Here is a 21091-nt window from a genome sequence, read left to right on the forward strand (position 1 = left end):
GTATTACCCACTTCGACGCTCGGACGCTTGTGCCTTGATGCGCAAAGTGTAGAAGCGGGCACTTCAGGGTCACGTTCCGGGCGGTGTTCGGCGTGGCTACCCTGGTCCGCGTGACCCAAGCACCGCAGACACAGCGCCGCACGCTCACCGGCTGGGGCCGCACCGCCGGGACCGTCGCCGACGTGCTGAGCACCCGCGACGTCGACGCGATCGCTCGCGCCGTCGCCTCCGCAGGCCCGCGCGGGGTCATCGCTCGCGGCCTCGGCCGGTCGTACGGCGACCCGGCGCAGAACGCGGGCGGCCTGGTCGTCGACATGACCGTGCTCGACCGTATCCACTCGATCGACCCGGACTCCGGCCTCGTCGACCTCGACGCCGGCGTCAGCCTCGACAAGCTGATGCGCGAGGCGCTGCCGTACGGCCTGTGGGTCCCGGTCCTCCCGGGCACCCGCCAGGTGACGATCGGCGGCGCGATCGCCAACGACATCCACGGCAAGAACCACCACTCGGCGGGCAGCTTCGGCAACCACGTCGTGTCGATGGACCTGCTCACCGCCGACGGTTCCGTGCGCACGCTCACCCCGGAGGGCCCGGATTCGGAGCTCTTCTGGGCGACCGTGGCCGGAATCGGACTTACCGGGATCATCGTCCGCGCGACGATCCGGATGAAGAAGACGGAAACGGCGTACTTCTACGTGGACGCCGACCGCACCTCGAACCTCGACGAGACCCTCGGCCTCTTCACCGATGGTTCGGACCTCAACTACGACTACTCGATGTCGGTGCCGGACCTGATCTCGTCCGACAGCCGTCTCGGCCGCGCCACGTTCTCGCGCGGTTCGCTCGCGAAGCTCGACCAGCTGCCCCCGAAGCTGCGCAGCAACCCGTTGAAGTTCGACGCGCCGCAGCTCCTGACGCTGCCGGACGTGTTCCCGAACGGGCTCGGCAACAAGCTCACCTTCGGCTTGATCAACGAGCTGTGGCAGAAGACGGTGCCCAAGAAGGGCGCGCGCGGCAAGATCCAGAACCTCACGCAGTTCTATCACCCCCTCGACATGCTGAGCGAGTGGAACCGCGCGTACGGCAGCAAGGGCTTCCTGCAGTACCAGTTCTCCGTGCCGTTCGGCGCGGAAGACCAGCTCAAGACCATCTGCCGGGCCATCTCGCGGTCCGGGCACTACTCGTTCCTGAACGTGTTCAAGCGCATGGGCGATGCGAACCCGGCTCCGATGTCCTGGCCCGCGCCGGGCTGGATGCTGAGTGTCGATTTCCCGATCAAGAACGGGCTCAGCCGGTTCTGCGAGGAAATGGACGAGATGGTCCTGGACGCGAACGGCCGCCTCTACACCGCGAAGGACTCGCGCACCTCGCCCGAGACGTTCGCGAAGATGTACCCGCGGCTGGAGGAGTGGCGCAAGGTGCGCGCTTCCGTTGACCCCGAAGGCGTTTTCGCCTCTGACATGAGCCGGAGGCTCGCACTGTGATCGACGCGGTCGGTAACCCCCAGTCCCTGCTGCTGCTCGGCGGCACGTCCGACATCGCGCTGGCGATCGCGGAGAAGTACCTCGCGGAGAAGCCGCTGCGGGTCGTGCTGGCCGCTCGTCCTTCGCCGCGGCTGGAGGAAGCCGCGCAGCGCCTGAAGGATCGCGGAGCCGAAGTGTCCACTGTGGCTTTTGACGCCAAGGACCTCGCCTCCCACCCGAAGGTGCTGGACGAGGCGTTCGCCGGCGGCGACATCGACGTCACGGTGGTCGCGTTCGGCCTGCTCGGCGAGGCCGAGGAGCTGTGGCAGGACCACGCCAAGGCCGTTGAGCTGGCGACGGTCAACTACACCGCCGCGGTGTCGGTCGGCGTGGCGCTGTCGGAGAAGCTGAAGACCCAGGGCCACGGCAAGGTCATCGCGCTGTCGTCGGTCGCGGGCGAGCGGGTCCGCCGGTCGAACTTCGTGTACGGCTCGAGCAAGGCCGGTTTCGACGGCTTCTACCTCGGTCTCGGCGAGGCGCTCGCGCCGCACGGCGTGCAGGTGACCGTCGTCCGTTCGGGGCAGGTCAAGACCAAGATGACCGCCGGGATGAAGGACGCTCCGCTGACCCGGACCGCCGAGCAGGTCGCCGACGTCGCGGTCGAGGCCGCTCGCAAGGGCAAGGACCTCGTGTGGTCGCCGTCGGAGTTCCGGCTGGTGATGTCGATCCTGCGGCACGTGCCGCGGCCGATCTTCCGCAAGCTGCCGGTCTGACGGTCTCTCAGCCGGGCATCCACCGTTCGGTGGATGCCGGGCTGACCGGCTCGACGATGCCCTGAGGCGCCCAGCGCGCCGAAACTCGGGGCATGGGGAACGAATTCCGCTCGTCGCTGGCCGCGCTGCTGCTCGATCTCGCCGCGCCGGTCGGCGGCTACTACCTGCTCCGCGCCTTCGACGTCCCGCCGGTGTGGGCGCTCTTGCTGAGTGGCCTGCCGCCCGCGCTGCGCGTGCTGTACACGCTGGTCACCCGGCGTCGCGTGGACGGGATCGGCCTGCTCGTCCTGATGTTCCTGGCCGTCGGTTTGGCCACCACCCTGATGACCGGCGACGCCCGGCTGATGCTGGTTCGCGGCGCCTGGTTCAGCACGCTGGCCGGCGTCTGGCTCCTCGCGAGCCTGGTCATCGGCCAGTATCCGACGACCTACCAGGCAGCCCGCGCGCTGCTCCCCGGCCGCGGCTCCCGGCTGGACTCTGCCTGGGAGGAGCGGCCGTCGTTCCGCCGGGCGTGGCGGACGCTGACCGTGGTGTGGGGCATCGGCAGCCTGATCCACAGTGGACTGAGCATCGGAATGGCCTACACGCTGCCGGTCGACGACGTTCCCGCGCTCGACGCCGGGTTGTCGATCGCGTTCTTCGTCGGACTGCAGGTGGTCACCCAGATCCTGCTGCTCCGGGAGGGCACGCTGCGCCAGGTCATGCGCCCGTCCACAGTGGACTAATCGCCGGACGGCGGCCGCAGCCCGTCCACCAGCCGGGCCGGATTCACGCCGAGACCGTCGGCGAATTTGAGCAGGTTGTGCAGATTGATGTTGCGCAGCCCGCGTTCGACCTGGCTCACGAACGTCCAGTGCACCCCGGCCAGTTCGGCGAGCTGTTCCTGGCTCAGCCCCGCGTCGTTGCGGAATTCGCGCACGCGCTCGCCAATAGTGCGCGTCGCAGCGGAGAGCGGGGGCTTGGCCATCGTCGGTAATCACACACGTCTACCGCCGCCAAGACCAGAGAAGAAATAATCAGAACATTGGTGTCTATAGCGTATACGTCTTGCCGGTAGCAGCTTTTCCGATAACCGCTACCTGTTCTCAATTGCAGACACCAACACCACGCGGGTGATCAATCGGCTACCGTGCTCACGGCAGCCGATTGCGAAAGCCAGGGCCGAGGGGGCGCAGGTGCGAGAGGACGTCGATCAGGCGGTGATCCTGCCGGTCGAAGCACTTTCCGCGGTCTGGGACATGCTCGACCTCGGCGAACAGCACCCGATGCTGCGCGCGAAACGAGTCTGGGTCAAAACCGGGGCACAGCGCGAACTTCACGCCGCCACCATCAATCTCCTCGCTCAACTCGGCCTCGCGGACCACGACGCGCCGTCCGCGCATTTGCGCAGCACCCTGCAAGTGCTCGCCGACGCCGAACGCGAGTATTTCGCCTGGTCGGCCATGCGAGGCGGAATCCAGCGGACCGTCATTGTCGCGCAACGAGAACAAGCCGCGATTCTGGTATCCGCCCAGGACGGCTTGGTCGAAATACAGCCAGCCGCACCGACCCGGCTGGCCACGACGCTTTTCGACACACTTCCGCAAATCCCCGGCGCACCGGTGCGCTCGGTCTCGGTCACGTCCGCTTCCGACGCGGCCCCGGACCCGTTCGACGAGACCAACAGCCACGAATACCTCGCCTCGACGCTGAACCAGCCCGCCGACGCCACCCATCACCTCTACGTCGCGCGACGCGCGAACGGCAGGCACCTCACCGGCGGTCCCGTCCTCGCCGCCGATGTGAAATCAGGCCGGATCCTCACCTACCCGACGACCGACGGGCGGACCGAACTCATCTCCGGCACCCCGCGGGCGATCGTGAAGGTTTTGAACGACACCTTCGCCGCCCTTTAGCCCAGCACGACCGGGCAATGCGGATTCGGCGTCTCCGCCAATTCGATCATCTCTTCCAGCCGCTCCCGAGTGCGTTCGAGACCGGAGATGTACTCGTCGAGCCGGGCTTTCTCCTCGCGCAGCCGAACGCGCGACTCGGGCGTGCTGACGCCCGACTGCAGGCACGGCATCAGCTCGCGGATGGTCGCGCTCGACAGTCCGGCCGCGTAAAGCTGCTGGATCAGCCCCACCCACGACACCGCGTCCTCGCCGTACCGGCGCTGCCCGCCGGACGTGCGCGTCGACTCGATCAGCCCTTGCTGCTCGTAGTACCGCAGCGAACGCACGCTGACGCCGGCGCGCTCCGCCACCTCGCCGATCCGCATCCGAGCCCTCCGCAGTGATCCGCACGACAAACACGAGAACCTGACACCGACGTCAGGATCCACGATAGCCGTTGTCCCCTTCCGACGGTTTTCCCAGGAGAATCCTCATGCAGATCGCAGGCTCAACCGCGCTGGTCACCGGTGCCGGACGCGGGCTCGGCAGCCACTTCGTCCGCGCCCTCCTGGACCGCGGAGCGGCGAAGGTCTACGCGACCGCTCGCCGTCCGGTCGACCTCGACGGTGCCGTGTCCCTGCCGCTGGACGTCACCGATCCCGACTCGATCGCGGCTGCCGCGGCCGCCGCCCCGGACGTCACCCTGCTGATCAACAACGCCGGGATCGCCTCCTTCACCGACCTGGTGACCGGCGACCTGGCCACGATTCGGCGAGAAATGGAAACCAATTTCTTCGGCCCGCTTCAGGTAATCCAGGCATTCGCGCCAGGATTGAAGAATGGCGCGATTCTGAACGTTCTCTCCGCCTTGTCCTGGGCGACCTACCCGGGGTCCGCGGGATACGCCGCGTCGAAATCGGCGGCGTGGAGCCTGACCAACTCGGTGCGGCTGGAGCTTCTGGCGCAGCGCACGCTGGTGAGCGGCCTGGTCATGGCCAGCACCGACACCGACATGATGGCGGGCTTCGACATCCCGAAGAACGACCCGGCCGAGGTCGTCCGTACCGCGTTGGACGGCCTGGAAGCCGGCGAAATCGAGATCATCGCGGATGCGGACAGCGCGACGGCGAAAGCCGGGCTGTCCGAGCATCCGACGGTGCTGTACCCGATGCTGCTAGGCGACTGAGGCTCACCAGGCAGGGATTCCGCGCGAAAGGGGTAATCCGCTCAGCTGCCGGTGCCATTCCCGTTGCCGAAGCCGGGCCCGTTGTTCTGGTTGCCGCCGTTCTGGCCGTCCGTAACGCGGTGGCGCTGACCAGGGCCTCCGTTGAAGCGGTGACCGCCTTGGTGCTGGCTCATGCCCGGACGGCCGGAGTGGTGCGTCGTCGCGGCCATGACGCCGCCGACGATGCCTCCTCCGACGACCAAGCCCAGGACGCCGACCGCGACCAGCTGCGTTGCCCGGTGGGCAACGAACCGGCGGAAGCCGCTCTGCCTCGGCGGCGGCAGCGGCATGCCCCACGGGTCTGCTTGAGCGAAGTGGGCGGGCTGAGTCGGCTGCTGAGCGGCCTGCTGGCCCGGGTGAGTCGCCTGCTCCGCGGACGGTGCGGGGTGGTCCGCCGATCCGGCGGGAGGGACGGACTCACCCGGCTGGCCTGCCCGTCCCTCGGACGGCGCGGGCTGGCCCAGTTCGCTGGTCCGCTCGGCAGGCGGCACCGCCTGAGCGGCGTCCTCGGATCGGCCCGGCTGGCCAGCCGGCCCCTCGCCGGAAGCGTCACCGACCTGGCCGAACTGCTCAGTCGGCTCCTGCCCGGCAGGCTCGCCGGGCGAGGGGTTCTTGTCGTCGTTCATCGTCGGTCCTCCGGGCTGTGCGGGTGGGAGACGGGGGTACCGGCTCCCACCCCGAGGGTGACCGTCGATGCTGTGGAGAAGCTGAATCCCAGCTGTTTAAATCCGCGCGCCGTTCACAGGTAGAACGACAGGAACAGGGTCACGACCCAGGTCGCGCCGAGCACCTGCAGCACGCGGTCCTTCAAGGCGATCTCGTCGGGCGCGCCCGCGTTGCCGCCGTCCACGTCGACCGCGTAGCGGAGCACCGCGATCACGAACGGGACCATCGACACGACCGCCCACACCGAGTTGTGCTCGGCCTGCCGGATCTCGAACGCCCACAGGCAGTAGGACATGATCAGGATCGCCGCGGACGTCGCCCACACGAAGCGCAGGTAGCTCGCCGAGTACTTCTTCAGCGAGGACCGGATCTTCGCCCCGGTGCGTTCGAACAGCATGATCTCCGCGTACCGCTTGCCCGCCACCATGAACAGCGAGCCGAACGCCGTGACCAGCAGGAACCACTGCGACATCGCGATGCCGCCCGCGACGCCGCCGGCGACCGAGCGCATCAGGAAGCCCGAGCCGACGATCGCCAGGTCCACCACCGGCTGGTGCTTCAGGCCGAAGCAGTAGCCGAGCTGCACGGCTTCGTAGACCGCCAGCACGATCGCCAGCCGCCAGTCCGCCGCGAACGACACGGCGAGCCCGGCCAGGAAGAACACCACGGCTGACGCGTAGGCCACCGGGACCGGGACGATGCCCGCCGCGATCGGGCGGTTGCGCTTCGTCGGGTGGGCCCGGTCGGCCTCGACGTCGACCGCGTCGTTGATCAGGTAGACCGACGAGGCGGTGAGCGAGAACGCCACGAACGCGATCAGCGCGTCGAGGACCAGCTCGGTCCGGTTCGTCGCCTTCGAGAACGCGAAGAACGGCGCCGCGAAAACGAGGACGTTCTTCACCCACTGCTTCGGGCGCGCGGTTTTGATCACCCCGAGCACCAGGCCCACCGGGCTCGTGCCGGAGGCCGGGGCCGGCGCGGGGGTCGGGGTCGGGGTTTCGGCCTTCTCGGTCTCCTCGGACACGTCGGTCTTTTCGGCAGCCGGCTCCGTCGCTTCCGCGGATTCGGCCGTACCGGACGCGTTTTCGGTTCGCTCGTCGGTCGTTTCGCTCATCGCTTTGTGGTCAGCTTCCGTCGGATCAGACCGCCGACAACGCCACCCAGGGCGGCTCCGGCCAGAACGTCTGTCGGATAGTGAACGCCGAGCAGCAGCCTCGAGGCGAGCATCGGCGGTACCAGGGCGGGGACCAGGTTACGCCCGGTCAATCCGGAGTAAAGCACCGCCGCCGCTGTCGTCGACGTCGCGTGCGACGACGGAAAGCTCAGCTTGCTCGGCGTGCCGACCAGAACCTCCACGCTGGGGTGCTCCGGACGGCGCCGCCGCACGACGCGCTTCACGGCGATCGACGCGGCGTGCGCGCCCACCACTCCGGCCGACGCGACCAGCCAGTCTTTGCGCCGGTCACGGTCCACCGCCGCTCCGAGCAAGCCCAGCGCGAACCATCCCGCGCTGTGCTCCCCGAACAGCGACATTCCCCGCGCGACCTTCACCGTGCCCGGCTTCTTCAGCGCCTTCTGGGTGCTGGAGAGCACGGCCACTTCCCCGCGCGGGGTGTCTTTCTCAAGCATCGATCGTCCCGTCCAGGGGCGCACCCTCGGTGAAATGCGGGGCGATCTTGTTGTCGAACATCGAGAGCGCCGACCCGATCGCCATGTGCATGTCGAGGTACTTGTACGTGCCCAGCCGTCCGCCGAACAGCACGTTCTTCTCGCGCGCCTCGGCCTTCGCGAGCTCGCGGTAGCTTTCCAGCTTCTCGCGGTTCTCGGCGGTGTTGATCGGGTAGTACGGCTCGTCGTCTTCCTTCGCGAACCGGGAGTACTCGCGGAAGATGACCGTCTTGTCCTTCGGGTAGTCCCGCTCCGGGTGGAAGTGACGGAACTCGATGATCCGCGTGTACGGGACCTCTTCGTCGTTGTAGTTGACGACCGAGGTGCCCTGGAAGTCGCCCGTCTGCGCGACCTCGGACTCGAAGTCGACGGTGCGCCAGGTGAACCGGCCCGCCGAGTAGTCGAAGTAGCGGTCCAGCGGCCCGGTGTAGACGGTCGGGGTGCCCGCCGGGATGTGCTCGCGGACGTCGAAGTAGTCGACGTTCAGCCGGATCTCGATGTTCTCGTGCTCGGCCATCTTCTCGAGCCACGCGGTGTAGCCGTTGACCGGCAGACCCTCGTAGGTGTCGTTGAAGTACCGGTTGTCGAAGGTGTAGCGCACCGGCAGCCGGTTGATGATGTTCGTGCCGAGGTTCTTCGGGTCGTTCTCCCACTGCTTCGCGGTGTACCCGCGGATGAACGCCTCGTAGAGGGGACGGCCGATCAGGGAGATCGCCTTCTCCTCGAGGTTCTGCGCGTCCTCGGTCCGGAACTCGGCGGCCTGCTTCGCGATGAGCTCGCGCGCCTCGTCCGGCGTGTGCGATTTGCCGAAGAACTGGTTGATCAGGCCGAGGTTCATCGGGAACGAGTAGACCTGGTCCTTCACCCGGGCGAAGACCCGGTGCTGGTACCCGGTGAACTCGGTGAAGCGGTTGACGTAGTCCCACACCCGCTTGTTGGACGTGTGGAACAGGTGCGCGCCGTAGCGGTGCACCTCGATGCCCGTTTCGGGCTCGACCTCGGAGTAGGCGTTGCCCCCGAGGTGGTGGCGGCGCTCGAGGACCAGGACCTTCTTGCCCAGCTCGGCCGCGGCCCGTTCGGCGATGGTCAGGCCGAAGAAACCGGACCCGACGACGACGAGGTCGTAACCGCGAAAGTCGTCTTCAGTAATCTTGGCGGAGTTCGTGTGCTCGCTCACGGGCGCTCAGGGTACGCAGTCGCGCGACCGCCTCCCGAACCGACCTCGGCATCCCGCCGGGTTTTACCCGCACTACACAAGTGAGAAGCATGCCTGCACCAGACACCTTCTGGACTTATTTCGGCGCGGTCGCCACTTATCTGGCCGTGCTGGTGGTCCCGGGCGGCATCGTCGGGAGGGCCGCGGGATTGCGCGGCTGGGCCCTCGCCGGACTGGCGCCGTTGCTCAGCTATGCGGTCACCGGATTGGGCGGACCGTGGCTGGCGGCCGTCGGCCTTCCGTACAACGTCTTGACCGCCGCGGTCTGCACTGTGCTGCTGGCGGGGGTCGCGTGGGGCGTCCGCAGGCTCTGCCTCGTGCGCGGCTGGATCAACCCCGGCGCGGAGGAGCCCCCGGTCGTCTGGAGCACGCGCGCGCACTGGTCGGTCGCCGCGTGCGTCGTGGTGGCGACGGCGCTGTCGATCGCCGTGGTGCTGTCCGCGCGCGGCGGGACGACCGCGGTCTTCCAGCGCTGGGACACCGTCTACCACGCGAACGGCGTCCGCTACATCGCCGACACCGGCGACGGCTCGCTCATCGGCATGAGCAAGATCAACTGGTACCCGGACGGCTCGTTCTACCCGAACGGCTACCACCTGGTCGCCGCGCTGGTGTACCAGATCTCCGGGACGAGCATCCCGGTCACGCTGAACGCGGTCACCATGCCGGTCGCGGGCATCTTCGCGCTGTCGATGGTCGCCGTGGTCCGCCAGATGGGCGGCCGAGCGGTCTTCGCGGGCTGCGCGGCTCTCATCGCCTCCGCGGCCACCACGGGCGCGTACGAGTCGGTGTCGAGCGGCCTGCTGCCGTACGCGCTGGGCGTCGTCCTGACACCGCTCATGGTGGTCTCGCTGCAGCGCTTCCTCGTACGCCCAGGCGTCGACACCGGTCTGGTGCTCGCGCTCACTGTCGACGGCTTGCTAGTGGCGCATTCGAGCGCGCTGTTCGGCGGCACGCTCTTCGCGGCTCCGCTGGTACTGCAGCGCTGGTACCGGTCGCTTCGCGGGCTTCGAGTGGACGGTGTGCCCGAAGGCCGCGGCGGGCTGCGCGTGATCGGCGGCGACATCGTGCGCACGGTGCCGGTCATGGTGCTCGGGCTCGGGCTCGCCGCGCTGCAGATCCTGGGCGCGATCGGCTTCACCAACGGCGCGTACCCGTATCAGCCGTGGAATTCGGACCTGCCGGTCATGTCGGCGCTGAACATGCTCGCCACCTTCCAGCAGGTGCTGCACAAACCGCAGCTATGGCTCACCGTGCTGCTCGTGGTCGGCGTGCTGAGCTTCCGCACGCTCGGCCGGATGCGCTGGCTGATCGTGTCCGCGATCGGGCTGTCCGGAATGTTCGTGCTGGTCACGTCCTACGGCGCCTCGCCGCTGGTGATCTCGCTGTCGCGGCCGTGGTGGAACGACCGGTTCCGGCTGATGGCGCTGGCCGCGATCCCGCTGTGCCTGCTCGCCGGGCACGGCATGGCGGAACTGCAGCGCTGGATCGCGCAGCTGATCCGCTCGGTCAGCTGGGCGAAGGCGCGGCCGAAGGTCGTGTCCAGGCTCGGGATCTCCGCGGCGGCGGTCGTCGTGGCCGTGACCGCGGTGCTGACCGGCGGGTTCTACCGCACCGCGAACGCCACCGCGGTGTCGTTCCTGTACTACAACGGCCCGGAGGGCGAGGTCACGCCGCCGGTCAGCCCGGACGAGATCGCGGCCATGGACTTCCTCGGCCGGATGGGCATCCCGGCGGACGAGAAGGTGCTGAACGACCGGCTGGACGGCACCGCGTGGATGTACGCGCTGACCGGCGTGCACCCGGTGGCTGGCCACTACGACGGCGGCGGCCCGATCTCGCCCGACGCGACGTACCTGGCGCTGCATTTCCGCGACTACGACCTCGACGTCCGCGTGCGCGAAGCGGTGCGGCGACTGAATGTGCACCACGTGCTGGTCGGCAGCGGTTCGATCGCCAGAGGCGCGCAGATCGCCCCCGGGCTGCGGAACCTCATGGGCAGCGATTTCCTGCGGCTGGTCTACCGCAATCCCGGCGCGCAGATCTACACGATCATCAAGTGACCCTCGGGACCGCGGCCTTGCCTGGCCGCGGTCCCGAGGGGTCATTCGGCCTTGAGGCCCGGCAGCACTTCTTCGACGACCTTTTCCAGCACCGATTCGTGCCCCTCGTACGGCCCGCTCGACCGCGGCCAGTGCGAGATGACGTCGGTGAAGCCCAGCTCGCGGGCCCGTTCGGTGGCCTCACGGAACGCCGCGACGCTGCTGAGCGAGAACACCGGCGCCGCGTCGAGGCTCAGGTGCCGCTGGATGCTCCCCGGTTCGCGGCCCGCCGCCTCGAGCCGCTGGTCGAACGTGCGGACCAGCTCCGCGATGCCGGTCCACCATTCGTCGAGGGTGTCGCCGCCGCGACCGGTGGTGACCCAGCCCGCCCCGAACCGGGCGGCCAGCGTCATGGTGCGCGGGCCGTTGGCCGCGACCAGGAACGGCAGCCTCGGGCGCTGCACCGTGCCGGGCAGATTCCGCGCGCCGCGCGCGGAGTAGTACTCGCCGGAGAAGTCGAAGTTGTCGGTCATCAGCAGCCCGTCGAGGGCCTCGACGAACTCGGTGAAGCGGTCGACCCGCTGCCGCGCGGTCAGCTCCGGTGCGGCGAGCACCTGCGCGTCGTAGCGCGAACTGTCCACGCCGGCGCCGACGCCCAGCACGAACCGCCCGTCGGACACGTCGTCGAGGGTGATCAGCTCGCGCGCGAACGGCACCGGGTGCCGCGCGACCGGAGAGGCGACGAAGGTGCCCAGCCGGATCGTGGAGGTGACCATGGCGGCCGCGGTGAGGGTGGGCACAGCGGAGAACCACGGCCCGTCGACCAGCGATCGCCAGCCGAGATGGTCGTAGGTCCACGCGTGGTCGAAGCCGTACTCCTCGGCCGCGCGCCACTTCGGCTCGGCCGCCCACCAGCGGTCTTCAGGAAGAATTACGATGCCTGCTCGCACGAGGCCGACCGTAACGTCCGGCACTGACATTCGCTCGAACGGGCGGCGACCGGGAGAATGGGACGGGTGGAGAAACCCCGGTTGATCGCGTCCGATGTCGACGGCACCCTGCTCGGCCCCAGCGAACAAGTGACGCCGCGCACGGTGGCGGTCGTCCAGCGGATCCTGGCCGGCGACGTGCCGTTCGTGCTGTGCACCGGCCGCCCGCCGCGCTGGATCGCGCCGATCGCCGAGCCGCTCGGGCTGACCGGGTACGCGGTGTGTGCCAACGGTGCAGTGCTGCTCGACATCGGCACCGATTCGGTGGTCGCGGTGCACGGCGAACTCAAGCCGAAACTGCTGCACGACCTGGCCTCGACGCTCGACAAGGCGCTGCCCGGCTGCCGGCTGGCGGCGGAACGGATCAGCACCGGGTCGGTCGACCACGAACTGCGCAACTTCGTGATCGAGCCCGAGTACCACAACCCGTGGGGCGACGAGGAGAGCCGGACCGCGCCGCGGGCGGAGGTGCTCGGGAAAACGGCGATCAAGCTGCTGGTCAGCCGTCGAGGGATGACGTCGGAGGAGATGGCCGAGGCGGCGAGCGCGGTGCTCGACGGCGCGGTGGACGTCACGTACTCGTCGTCGGGCGGGCTGATCGAACTGTCCGCACACGGCGTGACGAAGGCGACCGGGCTCGCGGACATCGCCGAACGCTTCGACGTGCCCCAGTCCTCGGTGATCGCCTTCGGCGACATGCCCAACGACGTCGAGATGCTGCAGTGGGCCGGCCACGGCGTCGCGATGGCCAACGGCCACCCGGCCGTGCTGGCCGTGGCGGACGAGATCACCGGCCCGGCCGCGGAGGACGGCGTGGCTCAGGTGCTGGAGCGCTGGTTCTAGGCGCTCACGAGCGGCGGTCGAGCGCGGCGGCTTCCTCCGGCGTCGGCGCGCTGCCGCCGAGGTGCGCGGGCAGCCACCAGCGTTCGGCGTCGCTTTCCGGGACCTCCGGGTACTCCGCCTGCGCCTTCTCCAGCAGCTCCGTCATCCGGGCCCGCAGGGCCGTCGTCAGCGCTTCGCACGAGTCGTCCGGGCCCGGGCGCATCGGCTCGCCGATCACCACGGAAATCGGCACGTGCCTGCGGGTGAGGTCCTTCGGACGGCCCTTCGTCCACAGCCGCTGCGTACCCCACAGCGCCATCGGAACCACCGGCACGCCCGCCTCGGCGGCCATCCGGACCGCGCCGGTTTTGATGTCCTTCACGGTGAACGACTGGCTGATCGTGGCCTCCGGGAAGACGCCGACGACCTCGCCCGCGCGCAGCCGCGCCACGGCCTCGTCGTAGGACGCCTGTCCGGCCGCGCGGTCCACCGGGATGTGGTGCATGCCGCGCATCAGCGGACCGGCGATCCGATTGCTGAAGATCTCCTGCTTGGCCATGAACCGCACGAGCCGCTTCGCCGGACGGGCGCCGAGGCCGCAGTAGATGAAGTCCAGGTAGCTGACGTGCGTGCAGGCGAGCACCGCACCGCCGCGCGCGGGGACGTTCTCGGCGCCGGTCACCCGGAGCCGGTTGTCGAGCAGCCGGAACATCAGCCGCGCGGCAACCAGGACGGGCGGGTACACGAAGTCAGCCATGCGACCAAGGCTACGGGACCGTAGGTTTCCCGCCGGTAGGTCGCGCGGGTCGGTTCCGCCACACTTCAGGGGCAGGACACGTAGTGGAAGTCCGGGGCGCGGTCGAGCTCGTCGACGAGCTGGCTGGCGTCGTCGGCGCGCGGATAGACCGAGATCCAGAACGGGGTCCCGATGCGCCGGAAGGTCGCGACGCGGTACCAGGCGGGCAGGTCGTCGGCACAATCCTGGCGGCTGGCGTACCCGGACCGGCCGGGCACGGCGAGCGTCGACCGTTCCGCGTCCAGCCCGACGACCAGCACCTTCGAACCGGCGCGGCTCGCGAGCAGCCCTGGTGACCCGGCGCTCACCACGGATCCCGGCGGCAGGTAGCGGGCGAGCCAGTCGCCGACCTCGGCCAGCTGCGCGCCCTGCGTGCTCCAAGCCCGCACGCGCTCCAGCACCTCGGGGCTGAACACCGAAACGGCCACCGCGATCCCGGTGAGCGCCGCGGTGACCGCCGGAACCGCCCGGGAAACCGCTCGCGGCCTCGGCACCGGAGTGAGGACGCCGCAGCCCGCCACCGCGGCGACCGCGAGCAACGGCGGCACCGGCACGAGCAGCCGCCACGAAAGTCCCGGATCCTTCTCGAAGAACAGCACGATCCCTGCGTGGCCGATGGCGAGCGCCAGCAACAACCACAACGCCGACCGGGCCTCGACCGAGCGTCCCCGGGCCGCGACCAGTCCCGCCACAACCGCGGCGGGGACGAGAAACCCCAAGTGCGCCAAGGCGAAGCCGCCCAGATACGGCCAATCGGGACCGGGCGGCAGCTCCGCGGCGGGCACGAATCGGTCGTAATAGGTGACGCGCCAAGCCGTCCACGGAACCAGGAACACCAACGCGCCCAGCACAAAACCGACCGGCGCCCACCAGGTATGCCGCCCTCGCACGGCAGCTGAAACGAGCCATACCGCGCCGACGACGGCGAGCACCAGCCCTTCGGGACGCGTCATCACCGCGCTGGCCACGAGCACCCCGGCAACCAACGGCCGCCCCGCGACCAACGCGTAGGCGACGCAGAGCACGAGCAACGAGAACATCGGCAGCTCAGTGCCCGAAAGCCCGTACACCGCGAGCCCGTTCGCCCCCGCGGTCAGCAACGCGGCCGCGACCCCGATCGCCCGCCGCGGCTCAACCCCTTCCGGCAAACCGAGCGCGGCAATGCGATTGGCGAGGAAATACGCCGTCAACACGCATCCCAGCGCCGCCGCGCAACTCAATACCACGGCTGCCGTCGGCACTTCCGCGCCGAATGCGCCGCGCGGCAATGCGATCACCACGAGCCAGAGGAAATTCGCGTACGTCTCGCTGCGGTCGCCCATATTGAATACCGGGCCATTGCCGTCGGCGATGTTCTGCGCGTACCGGAAACTGACGTACGCGTCCTCGGTCGCGGTGGCGAACAACAGCTGATGCAGCAGCGAAAACCCGAGAACGAAAAGAAGAACCGCGACCCGCCACCGCCGGTCCTGCCCCATCCGCCGCCAGGCGGCGACGACCAGCGCGGCAAGCGCCAGCCATCCCCCCACGACCGCGTAAACCACGCGCCCCCTGCCTCCCGCGCCCCTCACCCGTCCAGCCGACCCCTGGCGGACCGCTCCTCACCGGTTCCAGTCAAGCGCGCGGCCGCGCTCCGCCGACATCAGCCGTTCGAGTGTATGTGGGTGCCCGCTAGTCTGGGCCCCGAATTCAATCCGCCACGGCGGGGGCCGGCGGATGCCCCGTGACCTGAGGAAGACTGTGCCGAGCGAACCCACTTTGCTGTCCGTGGCAGCCAGCATCGCCTGTTGCCTGCTCGTGCTCGGAATTCCCGGGCTCGTCACCGGTCTCGCCGCCGGTCTGCGCGGCTGGCTGCTGGCCGGGCTGACCCCGTTGCTGAGCTACGCGATCGGCGGGCTCGCTGGTCCGTGGACGGCGGCGATCGGCCTGCCCTTCAACGCCTGGACCTTCGCACTGACCACGGTGATCTTCGCCGCTGTCGCGTTCGGACTCCGGCGGCTCACCGTGCGCCGGTGGCCGCCCGAACCGGAACCTCGGGCCTGGGAACCGCGGGCGAACTGGGCAGTCGGCGCGTGCCTCGTCCTCGCGACGGCGATCGGGTTCTACACGGCCGTGCACGGCATGGGCCACCTCGGCGCGATCGCTCAGGGCGGCGACGCCCCGTACGCGGCCAACGGCGTGCGCTACATCGCCGAAAGCGGCGACGGCAGCCTCTTCGGCATGAGCAAGCTGAACTGGTACGGCGACGGCGCCGCGCCGTTCTACCCCAACGCCTACCACCTGCTCGCTTCCGTGCAGTACACGCTCAGCGGCGGCTCGATCCCGCTGACCCTGGACGTCAACACCGCTCTGTTGCCGGGGTTGCTGGCCCTTTCGCTCGTGGTGATGGTGCGGGCGTTCCGCGGCCGCGCGGTGCTGGCCGGGGCCGTCGCGCTCGCGTCGGTCGCGCCGGTGATGGGCCTGTACGAGTCGATGAATCGCGGCCCGCTGTTCCCCTTCCTGCTGGGCATCGCCCTCACCCCGCTGGCCGCCGTGGTGCTGCGCCGCTACCTCGACCGGGTCGCGCCGGACACCGGCTTCGTGCTGATGGTCGCGGCGATCGGCCTGCTGTGCGTTCACTCGTCCGCGTTGTTCGGCGCGATCCTGTTCGCCGGGCCGCTGCTCGTGCAGCGCTGGATCGAGCGGTGGCGCTCGATCGGACGGGATCTGCTGGCGCTGCTGCCGATCGCGGCGGTGTCGGTTCTCGTCGCGTCGCTGCAGTTGTTCGGCGCGCTGGGACAGGCGAGCAGCTGGGGATATCTCGGCTGGCCCAGCGAATGGCGGGCGACGACCGCGCTCGGCGCGCTGCTCGGGTTCCAGCACTTCGAGCCGCGCCCGCAGATCTGGCTGTCGGCGGCGCTGCTCGTCGGCTTCATCTTCTTCCGCAGGCTCGGCGCGCTGCGCTGGATCGGGCTGACCGCGCTGATCACCGGCCTGTTCTACATGGCGGTGTCCTCCTCGGACGCGCCCCTGGTGATGGCACTGTCGCGGCCGTGGTGGGACGACCCGTACCGGTTCATCACGATGGCGATCGTGCCGCTGTCGTTCATCGCCGGCCACGGCGTCGCGGCGCTGCACGAATGGCTGAAGGAACGGCTGCCTTCGCGGGTGCCGCCGGCCGTGCTCGCCGCGGTGGTGCTGCTCGCTTTCACCGGCGTCACGAAGGGCCTGTACACCCGGACCAACAGCGACGTGGTCGCCGGCGGCTACCACAGCCCTGATCCGCGCACCCAGAACATCACGCCCGGCGAGGAACGCGCGATGGTGGAGTTGGGCAAGCTGGCCAAGCCCGGCGAATGGGCGATGAACGACCGCTACGACGGCACGACGTGGACGTACGCCCTCAGCGGGGTCCGAACCGTCGCCGCCCACGACGACGGCTCCCGCCCGCCGTCGGACGCGGTACTGCTCGCCGCGCATTTCCGAGACTACGAAACGGATCCGGCGGTCCGTGCCGCGGTGGCACGGCTCAACGTCCACTGGGTGATCCTGGGCCGCCCGGCCGCGCCGCCGAAGCCCGCGTACGCGAACGAAGGCCTGATCGGACTGGACGGGCTGCCGTTCCTGAAAGAGGTCTACCGCAATGAGGACGCGGTGATTTACCAGGTGAATCGCTGAGCTTGAGCGCTTCCGGCTCTCGAAGCCCAGGGCCAGAACCGTTCAGCCTCCGGGCGGGGCCTGGCCGACGTAATCCTGGCTGGCGTACGGGGGATCCCGATGCCAGCCAGGCTGATCGGCGACGGTCTTGCGGACGTCATACGCGCCGACGGGGTACCGGTAGTCGACCGCGAGCAGGAGACCGGTGAGTTCCGGGTCGTTGACCAGTCGCGACGGGAGTTCGCGGTAGGCGGCGACCTTGGTCATCGGGGCGAACGCACCGCCGTGCGGTTTGGCGGCGCGCGTGAGGTCGCCGTCGAAGCGATACGGGCCCGGTGCTACGACGACGGTCGCCGGAGCTTCGAGCAGACCGTCGGCGAGCTGGGGAAACCGCGCGCACGGGAACCAGAAGGAAATGGGCCAGTCCACCAGGGTCGGTCCGGGTTGCCCGGCGATGACCTGGCTGAGCGTCCGGTCGGTGCCGTCGACCGTGATGGCGTCGGAAGCACCGCACGTCGAACCGGTCACGGAATGGAGATTGGACGCGACCGTGGACCAGGCACCGCGGTTGTGCTGGTTCACCGCGGCCTTGGTGAGCAGCCCGGCGGTAAGCGGCGGCATCACCAGCACGGAAAGCCCGGCGATCGCGACAACGGTCCAGCCGATCCAGCGGACCGGCGCGGGAGCGACGTCATGCGAGCCCCTTCCCCACCGGCGAACGACCAGCATGATCGCGGCCGCCGTCACCGCGCCGGCCACCAAGATGAGCACCGGGTTGGCGAGGACGCCGTGGAGGAGTTTCTTGTTCAGCTGCGGCATCCCCAGGCGGTGGTAGGCCCACCACGAGTTGATGCCGTTGAAGGCAACGCTGGTCAGCAGCAGGACGAGGAACAACGCACTGAGCCGGAAGACCCAGCCGACGTGCTCCCTGGCGAAGGCGCGGGGAAGTCCGGACAGCCCGAAAGCCAGCACGAGCACGGTGAAGAACGCGAGTGCGAAGAAGTGCGAACCGATCTTCGTAGGAGTGAACACCAGGGTCGCGAGCCCGAGGCCGTACCAGGCGAACGGCCAGCCGAACGGACCGGAGAAAGTGCTCCCGTCCCGGTGCCGCACCCGTAGCGCCAGCACGATGACCGTCAGTCCGATGGCCAGCAGGACCGGAAGCCTGCGCATCGGGTGCTGCTCGAACTGGAACTCGTCGGAGATGCCCCCGCCGAGCAGCATCTGGTACCGGTTGAACTCGTGATGCCAGCTCAGGTCCGCGCCGTACCAGTAGCGCGCTCCGGCGGAGTCGAGGAAACCGCCGAGACCGGTGGCCTGGAAAGCGATCGGTACCGCGACAGTCATCGCGGCCAGAGTGAGGACGAGCAGGATGACGCGGTCGGGCAAGGCGGTCAGCCGCCGGCACGTGTAGACGAGACCGATGGCGAGCGGGACCACCGCGAGGAAGCCCGTGGACGTCACCGTGAACGACAGCCCTGCCGCCACCGCGCCCACGAGCAGCCAGGCAGGTGCCTGCGTCAAATGCGCTCGAACGGCAGCGTAGCCGCTCACAGCTACGCACAACGCCACGAACGGTTCTGGCCGGAGTCCGGCGCCTCCGGGCATCCAGGCGACGAAGAACGCCGCGGCGAACAGCCAATGAGGTACCCGCGGCCGGTCGGTATAGCGGCGTACCAGGCGCACGACGCCGAGCGCGAGCCCCCACATCGCGAGGCCGGCAAGCATTACCGGGATCCGCAACCACAGCGGCGACCAGGAAAAATGGAACAGCGGAGCGAACAGATACTGCAGTCCCACCGCGGGCGTTTCTGCCGCGTTCAAGGACATGTAGTAATCACCGGCGTACCCGGCGGCGCCGAAGTTCCGGTGCATGCCGAGGAACCAGCCGTCGTCCACGCTTTGCGGGCCAAGAATCCCCCACGCCACGATCCCGGCCGCGGCCAGCCCGGTCCACACCAGGTCGGCCGCCCGCCGCCTGCTCGCGTCGACCTCGCGGGGCCGGTCACGCTTGCCGAAGAAGCAGAACCCGGCTACCAGACACGCCAGCACTCCGAGCGCGCAGCCGATCATGAGGATCGATTTGAGCGGCGTGGGCGAGGTCTGGAATCGCGCGTCAGCCTGCGCGTGTGCCGAGACTGTGTCCGCTGCCTGCGCGGGCGGCAGGTCGGTGACAAAAGCGACCACCTGCGGGACCAGAGTGTCGATCCGGGTCAGCTCCCGTAGCTGAGAACCGTCGGCCACGGAAACCACCAACTGCCGGCCCTCGGCGTGCAGGCGGTAGGAACAATCCGCCGACGGTGCCTTTCCCAGCGCGTGTTCGCGGTCGGCGACCGCAAGGAACAGCTGCTGGTCGCGCGTGACGAGCGACATCCCCCATTTGCGTGCGCCGTCCGCGTCCGGCGGAAAAGTAGCGAACGCCGTGACCGCTCCCGAGCCCACGGAGGCCGACACGGCCGAGCAGGCCAGCGACACGTCGAGCTGCAACGGCCGGTAGGGCATGAACATCGCGACCGTGGACGAGGCCGGCTGCCCCTCCTTGGGCCAGCTCACGTCCACCTGGTCGGACCGCACCGGCGCGAACGGGATTGCCAGCGCGAGGGCGATCGTCCCCGCGCCGAGCGCCAGCAGCCACCGCGAGGAAGACATCCGCGGTCTTCGCTTCGCATGCTTTGCCCGGAAGGCTGTCAAGGAGCACGACCAATCAGTTCATCGCGGCGCGGAAAGGGTTCCGCTGTCGAACGCGGGCACCGCCGAGCGGCTAGGGATATGTCCCTATTGAGAATAATCCGCGGAATACCGGATTTCGTTACCCCGAGCACGAACAGCGTGCTCACCGCGCAGGCAAAAAAAGGAGGCCGCCCGAGTACGGGCGACCTCCTCGGATGCCTGAATCAGGCCGCGTCCACCTCAGCCGGACGTCGAGCCGCCACCTTGGCCGCCAGCGCCGCGAAACCGGCGGTCAGCAGGTCCGCGACCGTGAACATGACTCGCGACGCGACCGCGAACGCCGTTGCCTGACCGACGGTCAGGCCGCTCGCCGTGAGGACCGCGACCTGGGCGACCTCGCGGACACCGACGCCGCTGGGCAGGATGAACGCGAACGTGCCGACCGTCATCGCGACGGCCATCGCGCCGATGCACAGGATCAGGCCGTTGAAGCCGGGCGCGCCGACCGAGTTCGCCAGCAGCCACAGGTGCACGCCCTGGAACACCCAGGCGCCCATGGACGCGCCGAACGCCTTCAGCACCACGCCCCAGCCGAGCGGCTCGGCGAGCGGCGGGCGGCGCAGGATCTTCAGCACCAGCGACGTGCCCCAGCTCAGGATGCGCGGGTGCAGCAGCGCAAGGCCGACCGGGATCAGCACGAACAGCCACATCGCGCGCGGGCTGTTGCTGAACAGCGCCGGTGCCGCGAGCAGCGACACGACCAGCGCGGACACCACGCCAAGGCCGAGCTGGATCAGCGAGCCGGTGAAGATCCGGGCTCGCGCCAGGCCCGCCTTGCGACCCAGTTCCATCTGCAGCAGGTACGCCCAGACCGAACCGGGCACGTACTTGCCGAGCGAGCCGACGAGGCAGATCTGCGCGCCGCGGGCGTAGCCGACCGGCTTGCCGCCCAGATGGTCGACCAGGACCTGCCAGCCCCAGACGGACACGAGGATCGACACCATCAGCGCCACCAGGCTCAGCACCGACGACTGCCAGGCGACGTCCGCCAGCGTGTGCCAGAACTCGTGCCAGTTGGACGCGAGGCTCTTCGCCGCGAAGCCGATCACCAAGAGGATGGCGACCCAGCGCACGACGTCGAGCACCCGCGCCTTGGTGGACTTGCGGGCTTTCCCGGTGGGCGGGGCGTCCTCGGTGGGCGGGGCGTCATCCCCCGGCGTCGGCGTACGAACGGTCGTCACTGCCTCTCAG

19 protein-coding genes are annotated in these 21091 nt (G+C 69.1%); 8 read left to right on the forward strand and 11 right to left on the reverse strand.

Going from position 1 to position 21091, the window contains the following annotated elements:
• Positions 1–110 precede the first annotated feature (110 nt).
• The 3 genes from H5411_RS01660 (at position 111) to H5411_RS01670 (ending at position 2961) form a co-directional block, all read left to right on the forward strand.
• The gene (locus H5411_RS01660) at positions 111–1484 is read left to right on the forward strand and encodes an FAD-binding oxidoreductase (RefSeq protein WP_101440903.1); all 1374 of its coding nucleotides are present in this window, start codon (positions 111–113) and stop codon (positions 1482–1484) included.
• Positions 1481–2236 carry a decaprenylphospho-beta-D-erythro-pentofuranosid-2-ulose 2-reductase gene (locus H5411_RS01665; RefSeq protein WP_101436513.1) on the forward strand — a complete coding sequence of 252 codons (756 nt, stop codon included), beginning with the start codon at positions 1481–1483 and terminating at the stop codon, positions 2234–2236. Before H5411_RS01660 ends, H5411_RS01665 begins: the two co-directional genes overlap by 4 nt.
• 92 nt (positions 2237–2328) lie before the next feature.
• Positions 2329–2961, forward strand: a complete 633-nt coding sequence (locus H5411_RS01670) for a VC0807 family protein (RefSeq protein ID WP_101436514.1) — start codon at positions 2329–2331, stop codon at positions 2959–2961.
• Here H5411_RS01670 and H5411_RS01675 read toward each other — a convergent pair.
• Positions 2958–3203: a helix-turn-helix domain-containing protein gene (locus tag H5411_RS01675; RefSeq protein ID WP_101436515.1), complete on the reverse strand. Its 246-nt coding sequence runs from the start codon at positions 3201–3203 to the stop codon at positions 2958–2960. The two genes, H5411_RS01670 and H5411_RS01675, sit on opposite strands and share 4 nt — an antisense overlap.
• A gap of 208 nt (positions 3204–3411) precedes the next feature.
• On the opposite strand from H5411_RS01675, the gene H5411_RS01680 reads away from it, so the two are divergent.
• Positions 3412–4131 carry an ESX secretion-associated protein EspG gene (locus H5411_RS01680; RefSeq protein ID WP_244194643.1) on the forward strand — a complete coding sequence of 240 codons (720 nt, stop codon included), beginning with the start codon at positions 3412–3414 and terminating at the stop codon, positions 4129–4131.
• On the opposite strand, the gene H5411_RS01685 is transcribed toward H5411_RS01680, so the two are convergent.
• Complete coding sequence (locus tag H5411_RS01685; protein WP_101436516.1) at positions 4128–4496, reverse strand: MerR family transcriptional regulator; 369 nt, start codon at positions 4494–4496, stop codon at positions 4128–4130. The two genes, H5411_RS01680 and H5411_RS01685, sit on opposite strands and share 4 nt — an antisense overlap.
• A 107-nt stretch (positions 4497–4603) precedes the next feature.
• On the opposite strand from H5411_RS01685, the gene H5411_RS01690 reads away from it, so the two are divergent.
• On the forward strand, positions 4604–5296 hold the full coding sequence (locus H5411_RS01690; protein ID WP_101436517.1) for an SDR family oxidoreductase: 693 nt from the start codon (positions 4604–4606) through the stop codon (positions 5294–5296).
• 41 nt (positions 5297–5337) lie between these two features.
• Here H5411_RS01690 and H5411_RS01695 read toward each other — a convergent pair whose 3' ends face one another.
• From H5411_RS01695 to glf, 4 genes are all read right to left on the reverse strand, one after another.
• On the reverse strand, positions 5338–5961 hold the full coding sequence (locus H5411_RS01695; RefSeq protein ID WP_101436518.1) for a hypothetical protein: 624 nt from the start codon (positions 5959–5961) through the stop codon (positions 5338–5340).
• Between the two features lie 113 nt (positions 5962–6074).
• A complete protein-coding gene (locus H5411_RS01700; protein WP_376772083.1) occupies positions 6075–7025 on the reverse strand; it encodes a decaprenyl-phosphate phosphoribosyltransferase in 951 nt (316 codons plus the stop codon).
• 86 nt (positions 7026–7111) lie between these two features.
• On the reverse strand, positions 7112–7630 hold the full coding sequence (locus H5411_RS01705) for a phosphatase PAP2 family protein (RefSeq protein ID WP_101436520.1): 519 nt from the start codon (positions 7628–7630) through the stop codon (positions 7112–7114).
• The gene (gene glf / locus H5411_RS01710) at positions 7623–8846 is read right to left on the reverse strand and encodes a UDP-galactopyranose mutase (RefSeq protein WP_101436521.1); all 1224 of its coding nucleotides are present in this window, start codon (positions 8844–8846) and stop codon (positions 7623–7625) included. Before glf ends, H5411_RS01705 begins: the two co-directional genes overlap by 8 nt.
• 89 nt (positions 8847–8935) lie before the next feature.
• Between glf and H5411_RS01715 the strand changes: the two genes are divergently transcribed.
• Positions 8936–10948, forward strand: coding sequence for a DUF6541 family protein (locus tag H5411_RS01715; protein ID WP_183122754.1), 2013 nt, complete (start codon positions 8936–8938; stop codon positions 10946–10948).
• Between the two features lie 41 nt (positions 10949–10989).
• Here the strand turns inward: H5411_RS01715 and H5411_RS01720 are convergent, their stop codons facing one another.
• Positions 10990–11877, reverse strand: a complete 888-nt coding sequence (locus H5411_RS01720) for an LLM class flavin-dependent oxidoreductase (protein WP_183122755.1) — start codon at positions 11875–11877, stop codon at positions 10990–10992.
• 57 nt (positions 11878–11934) lie between these two features.
• On the opposite strand from H5411_RS01720, the gene H5411_RS01725 reads away from it, so the two are divergent.
• Positions 11935–12759, forward strand: coding sequence for an HAD family hydrolase (locus H5411_RS01725; RefSeq protein ID WP_183122756.1), 825 nt, complete (start codon positions 11935–11937; stop codon positions 12757–12759).
• 4 nt (positions 12760–12763) lie between these two features.
• Here the strand turns inward: H5411_RS01725 and H5411_RS01730 are convergent, their stop codons facing one another.
• On the reverse strand, positions 12764–13495 hold the full coding sequence (locus tag H5411_RS01730) for a lysophospholipid acyltransferase family protein (protein ID WP_183122757.1): 732 nt from the start codon (positions 13493–13495) through the stop codon (positions 12764–12766).
• A 65-nt stretch (positions 13496–13560) separates the two neighbouring features.
• Complete coding sequence (locus tag H5411_RS01735; protein WP_183122758.1) at positions 13561–15078, reverse strand: hypothetical protein; 1518 nt, start codon at positions 15076–15078, stop codon at positions 13561–13563.
• Between the two features lie 223 nt (positions 15079–15301).
• Here H5411_RS01735 and H5411_RS01740 point away from each other — a divergent pair, with 223 nt between their 5' ends.
• Complete coding sequence (locus tag H5411_RS01740) at positions 15302–17191, forward strand: DUF6541 family protein (RefSeq protein WP_312877374.1); 1890 nt, start codon at positions 15302–15304, stop codon at positions 17189–17191.
• 42 nt (positions 17192–17233) lie between these two features.
• Here the strand turns inward: H5411_RS01740 and H5411_RS01745 are convergent, their stop codons facing one another.
• The gene (locus H5411_RS01745) at positions 17234–19819 is read right to left on the reverse strand and encodes an arabinosyltransferase domain-containing protein (protein WP_101436526.1); all 2586 of its coding nucleotides are present in this window, start codon (positions 19817–19819) and stop codon (positions 17234–17236) included.
• 245 nt (positions 19820–20064) lie between these two features.
• Positions 20065–21081, reverse strand: coding sequence for a lysylphosphatidylglycerol synthase transmembrane domain-containing protein (locus tag H5411_RS01750; protein WP_183122759.1), 1017 nt, complete (start codon positions 21079–21081; stop codon positions 20065–20067).
• Positions 21082–21091: the final 10 nt, after the last annotated feature.

The organism is Amycolatopsis echigonensis, from assembly GCF_014174495.1.
GTDB classification, from domain to species: domain Bacteria; phylum Actinomycetota; class Actinomycetes; order Mycobacteriales; family Pseudonocardiaceae; genus Amycolatopsis; species Amycolatopsis echigonensis.

Bases quoted from the DNA above. Each gene is read 5' to 3' on its own strand.
- H5411_RS01670 (WP_101436514.1), top strand. From the start codon at position 2,329: ATGGGGAACGAATTCCGCTCGTCGCTGGCCGCGCTGCTGCTCGATCTC.
- H5411_RS01705 (WP_101436520.1), bottom strand. From the start codon at position 7,630: ATGCTTGAGAAAGACACCCCGCGCGGGGAAGTGGCCGTGCTCTCCAGC.
- H5411_RS01695 (WP_101436518.1), bottom strand. From the start codon at position 5,961: ATGAACGACGACAAGAACCCCTCGCCCGGCGAGCCTGCCGGGCAGGAG.
- H5411_RS01675 (WP_101436515.1), bottom strand. From the start codon at position 3,203: ATGGCCAAGCCCCCGCTCTCCGCTGCGACGCGCACTATTGGCGAGCGC.
- H5411_RS01690 (WP_101436517.1), top strand. From the start codon at position 4,604: ATGCAGATCGCAGGCTCAACCGCGCTGGTCACCGGTGCCGGACGCGGG.
- H5411_RS01730 (WP_183122757.1), bottom strand. From the start codon at position 13,495: ATGGCTGACTTCGTGTACCCGCCCGTCCTGGTTGCCGCGCGGCTGATG.
- H5411_RS01715 (WP_183122754.1), top strand. From the start codon at position 8,936: ATGCCTGCACCAGACACCTTCTGGACTTATTTCGGCGCGGTCGCCACT.
- H5411_RS01685 (WP_101436516.1), bottom strand. From the start codon at position 4,496: ATGCGGATCGGCGAGGTGGCGGAGCGCGCCGGCGTCAGCGTGCGTTCG.
- H5411_RS01725 (WP_183122756.1), top strand. From the start codon at position 11,935: ATGGGACGGGTGGAGAAACCCCGGTTGATCGCGTCCGATGTCGACGGC.
- H5411_RS01745 (WP_101436526.1), bottom strand. From the start codon at position 19,819: ATGTCTTCCTCGCGGTGGCTGCTGGCGCTCGGCGCGGGGACGATCGCC.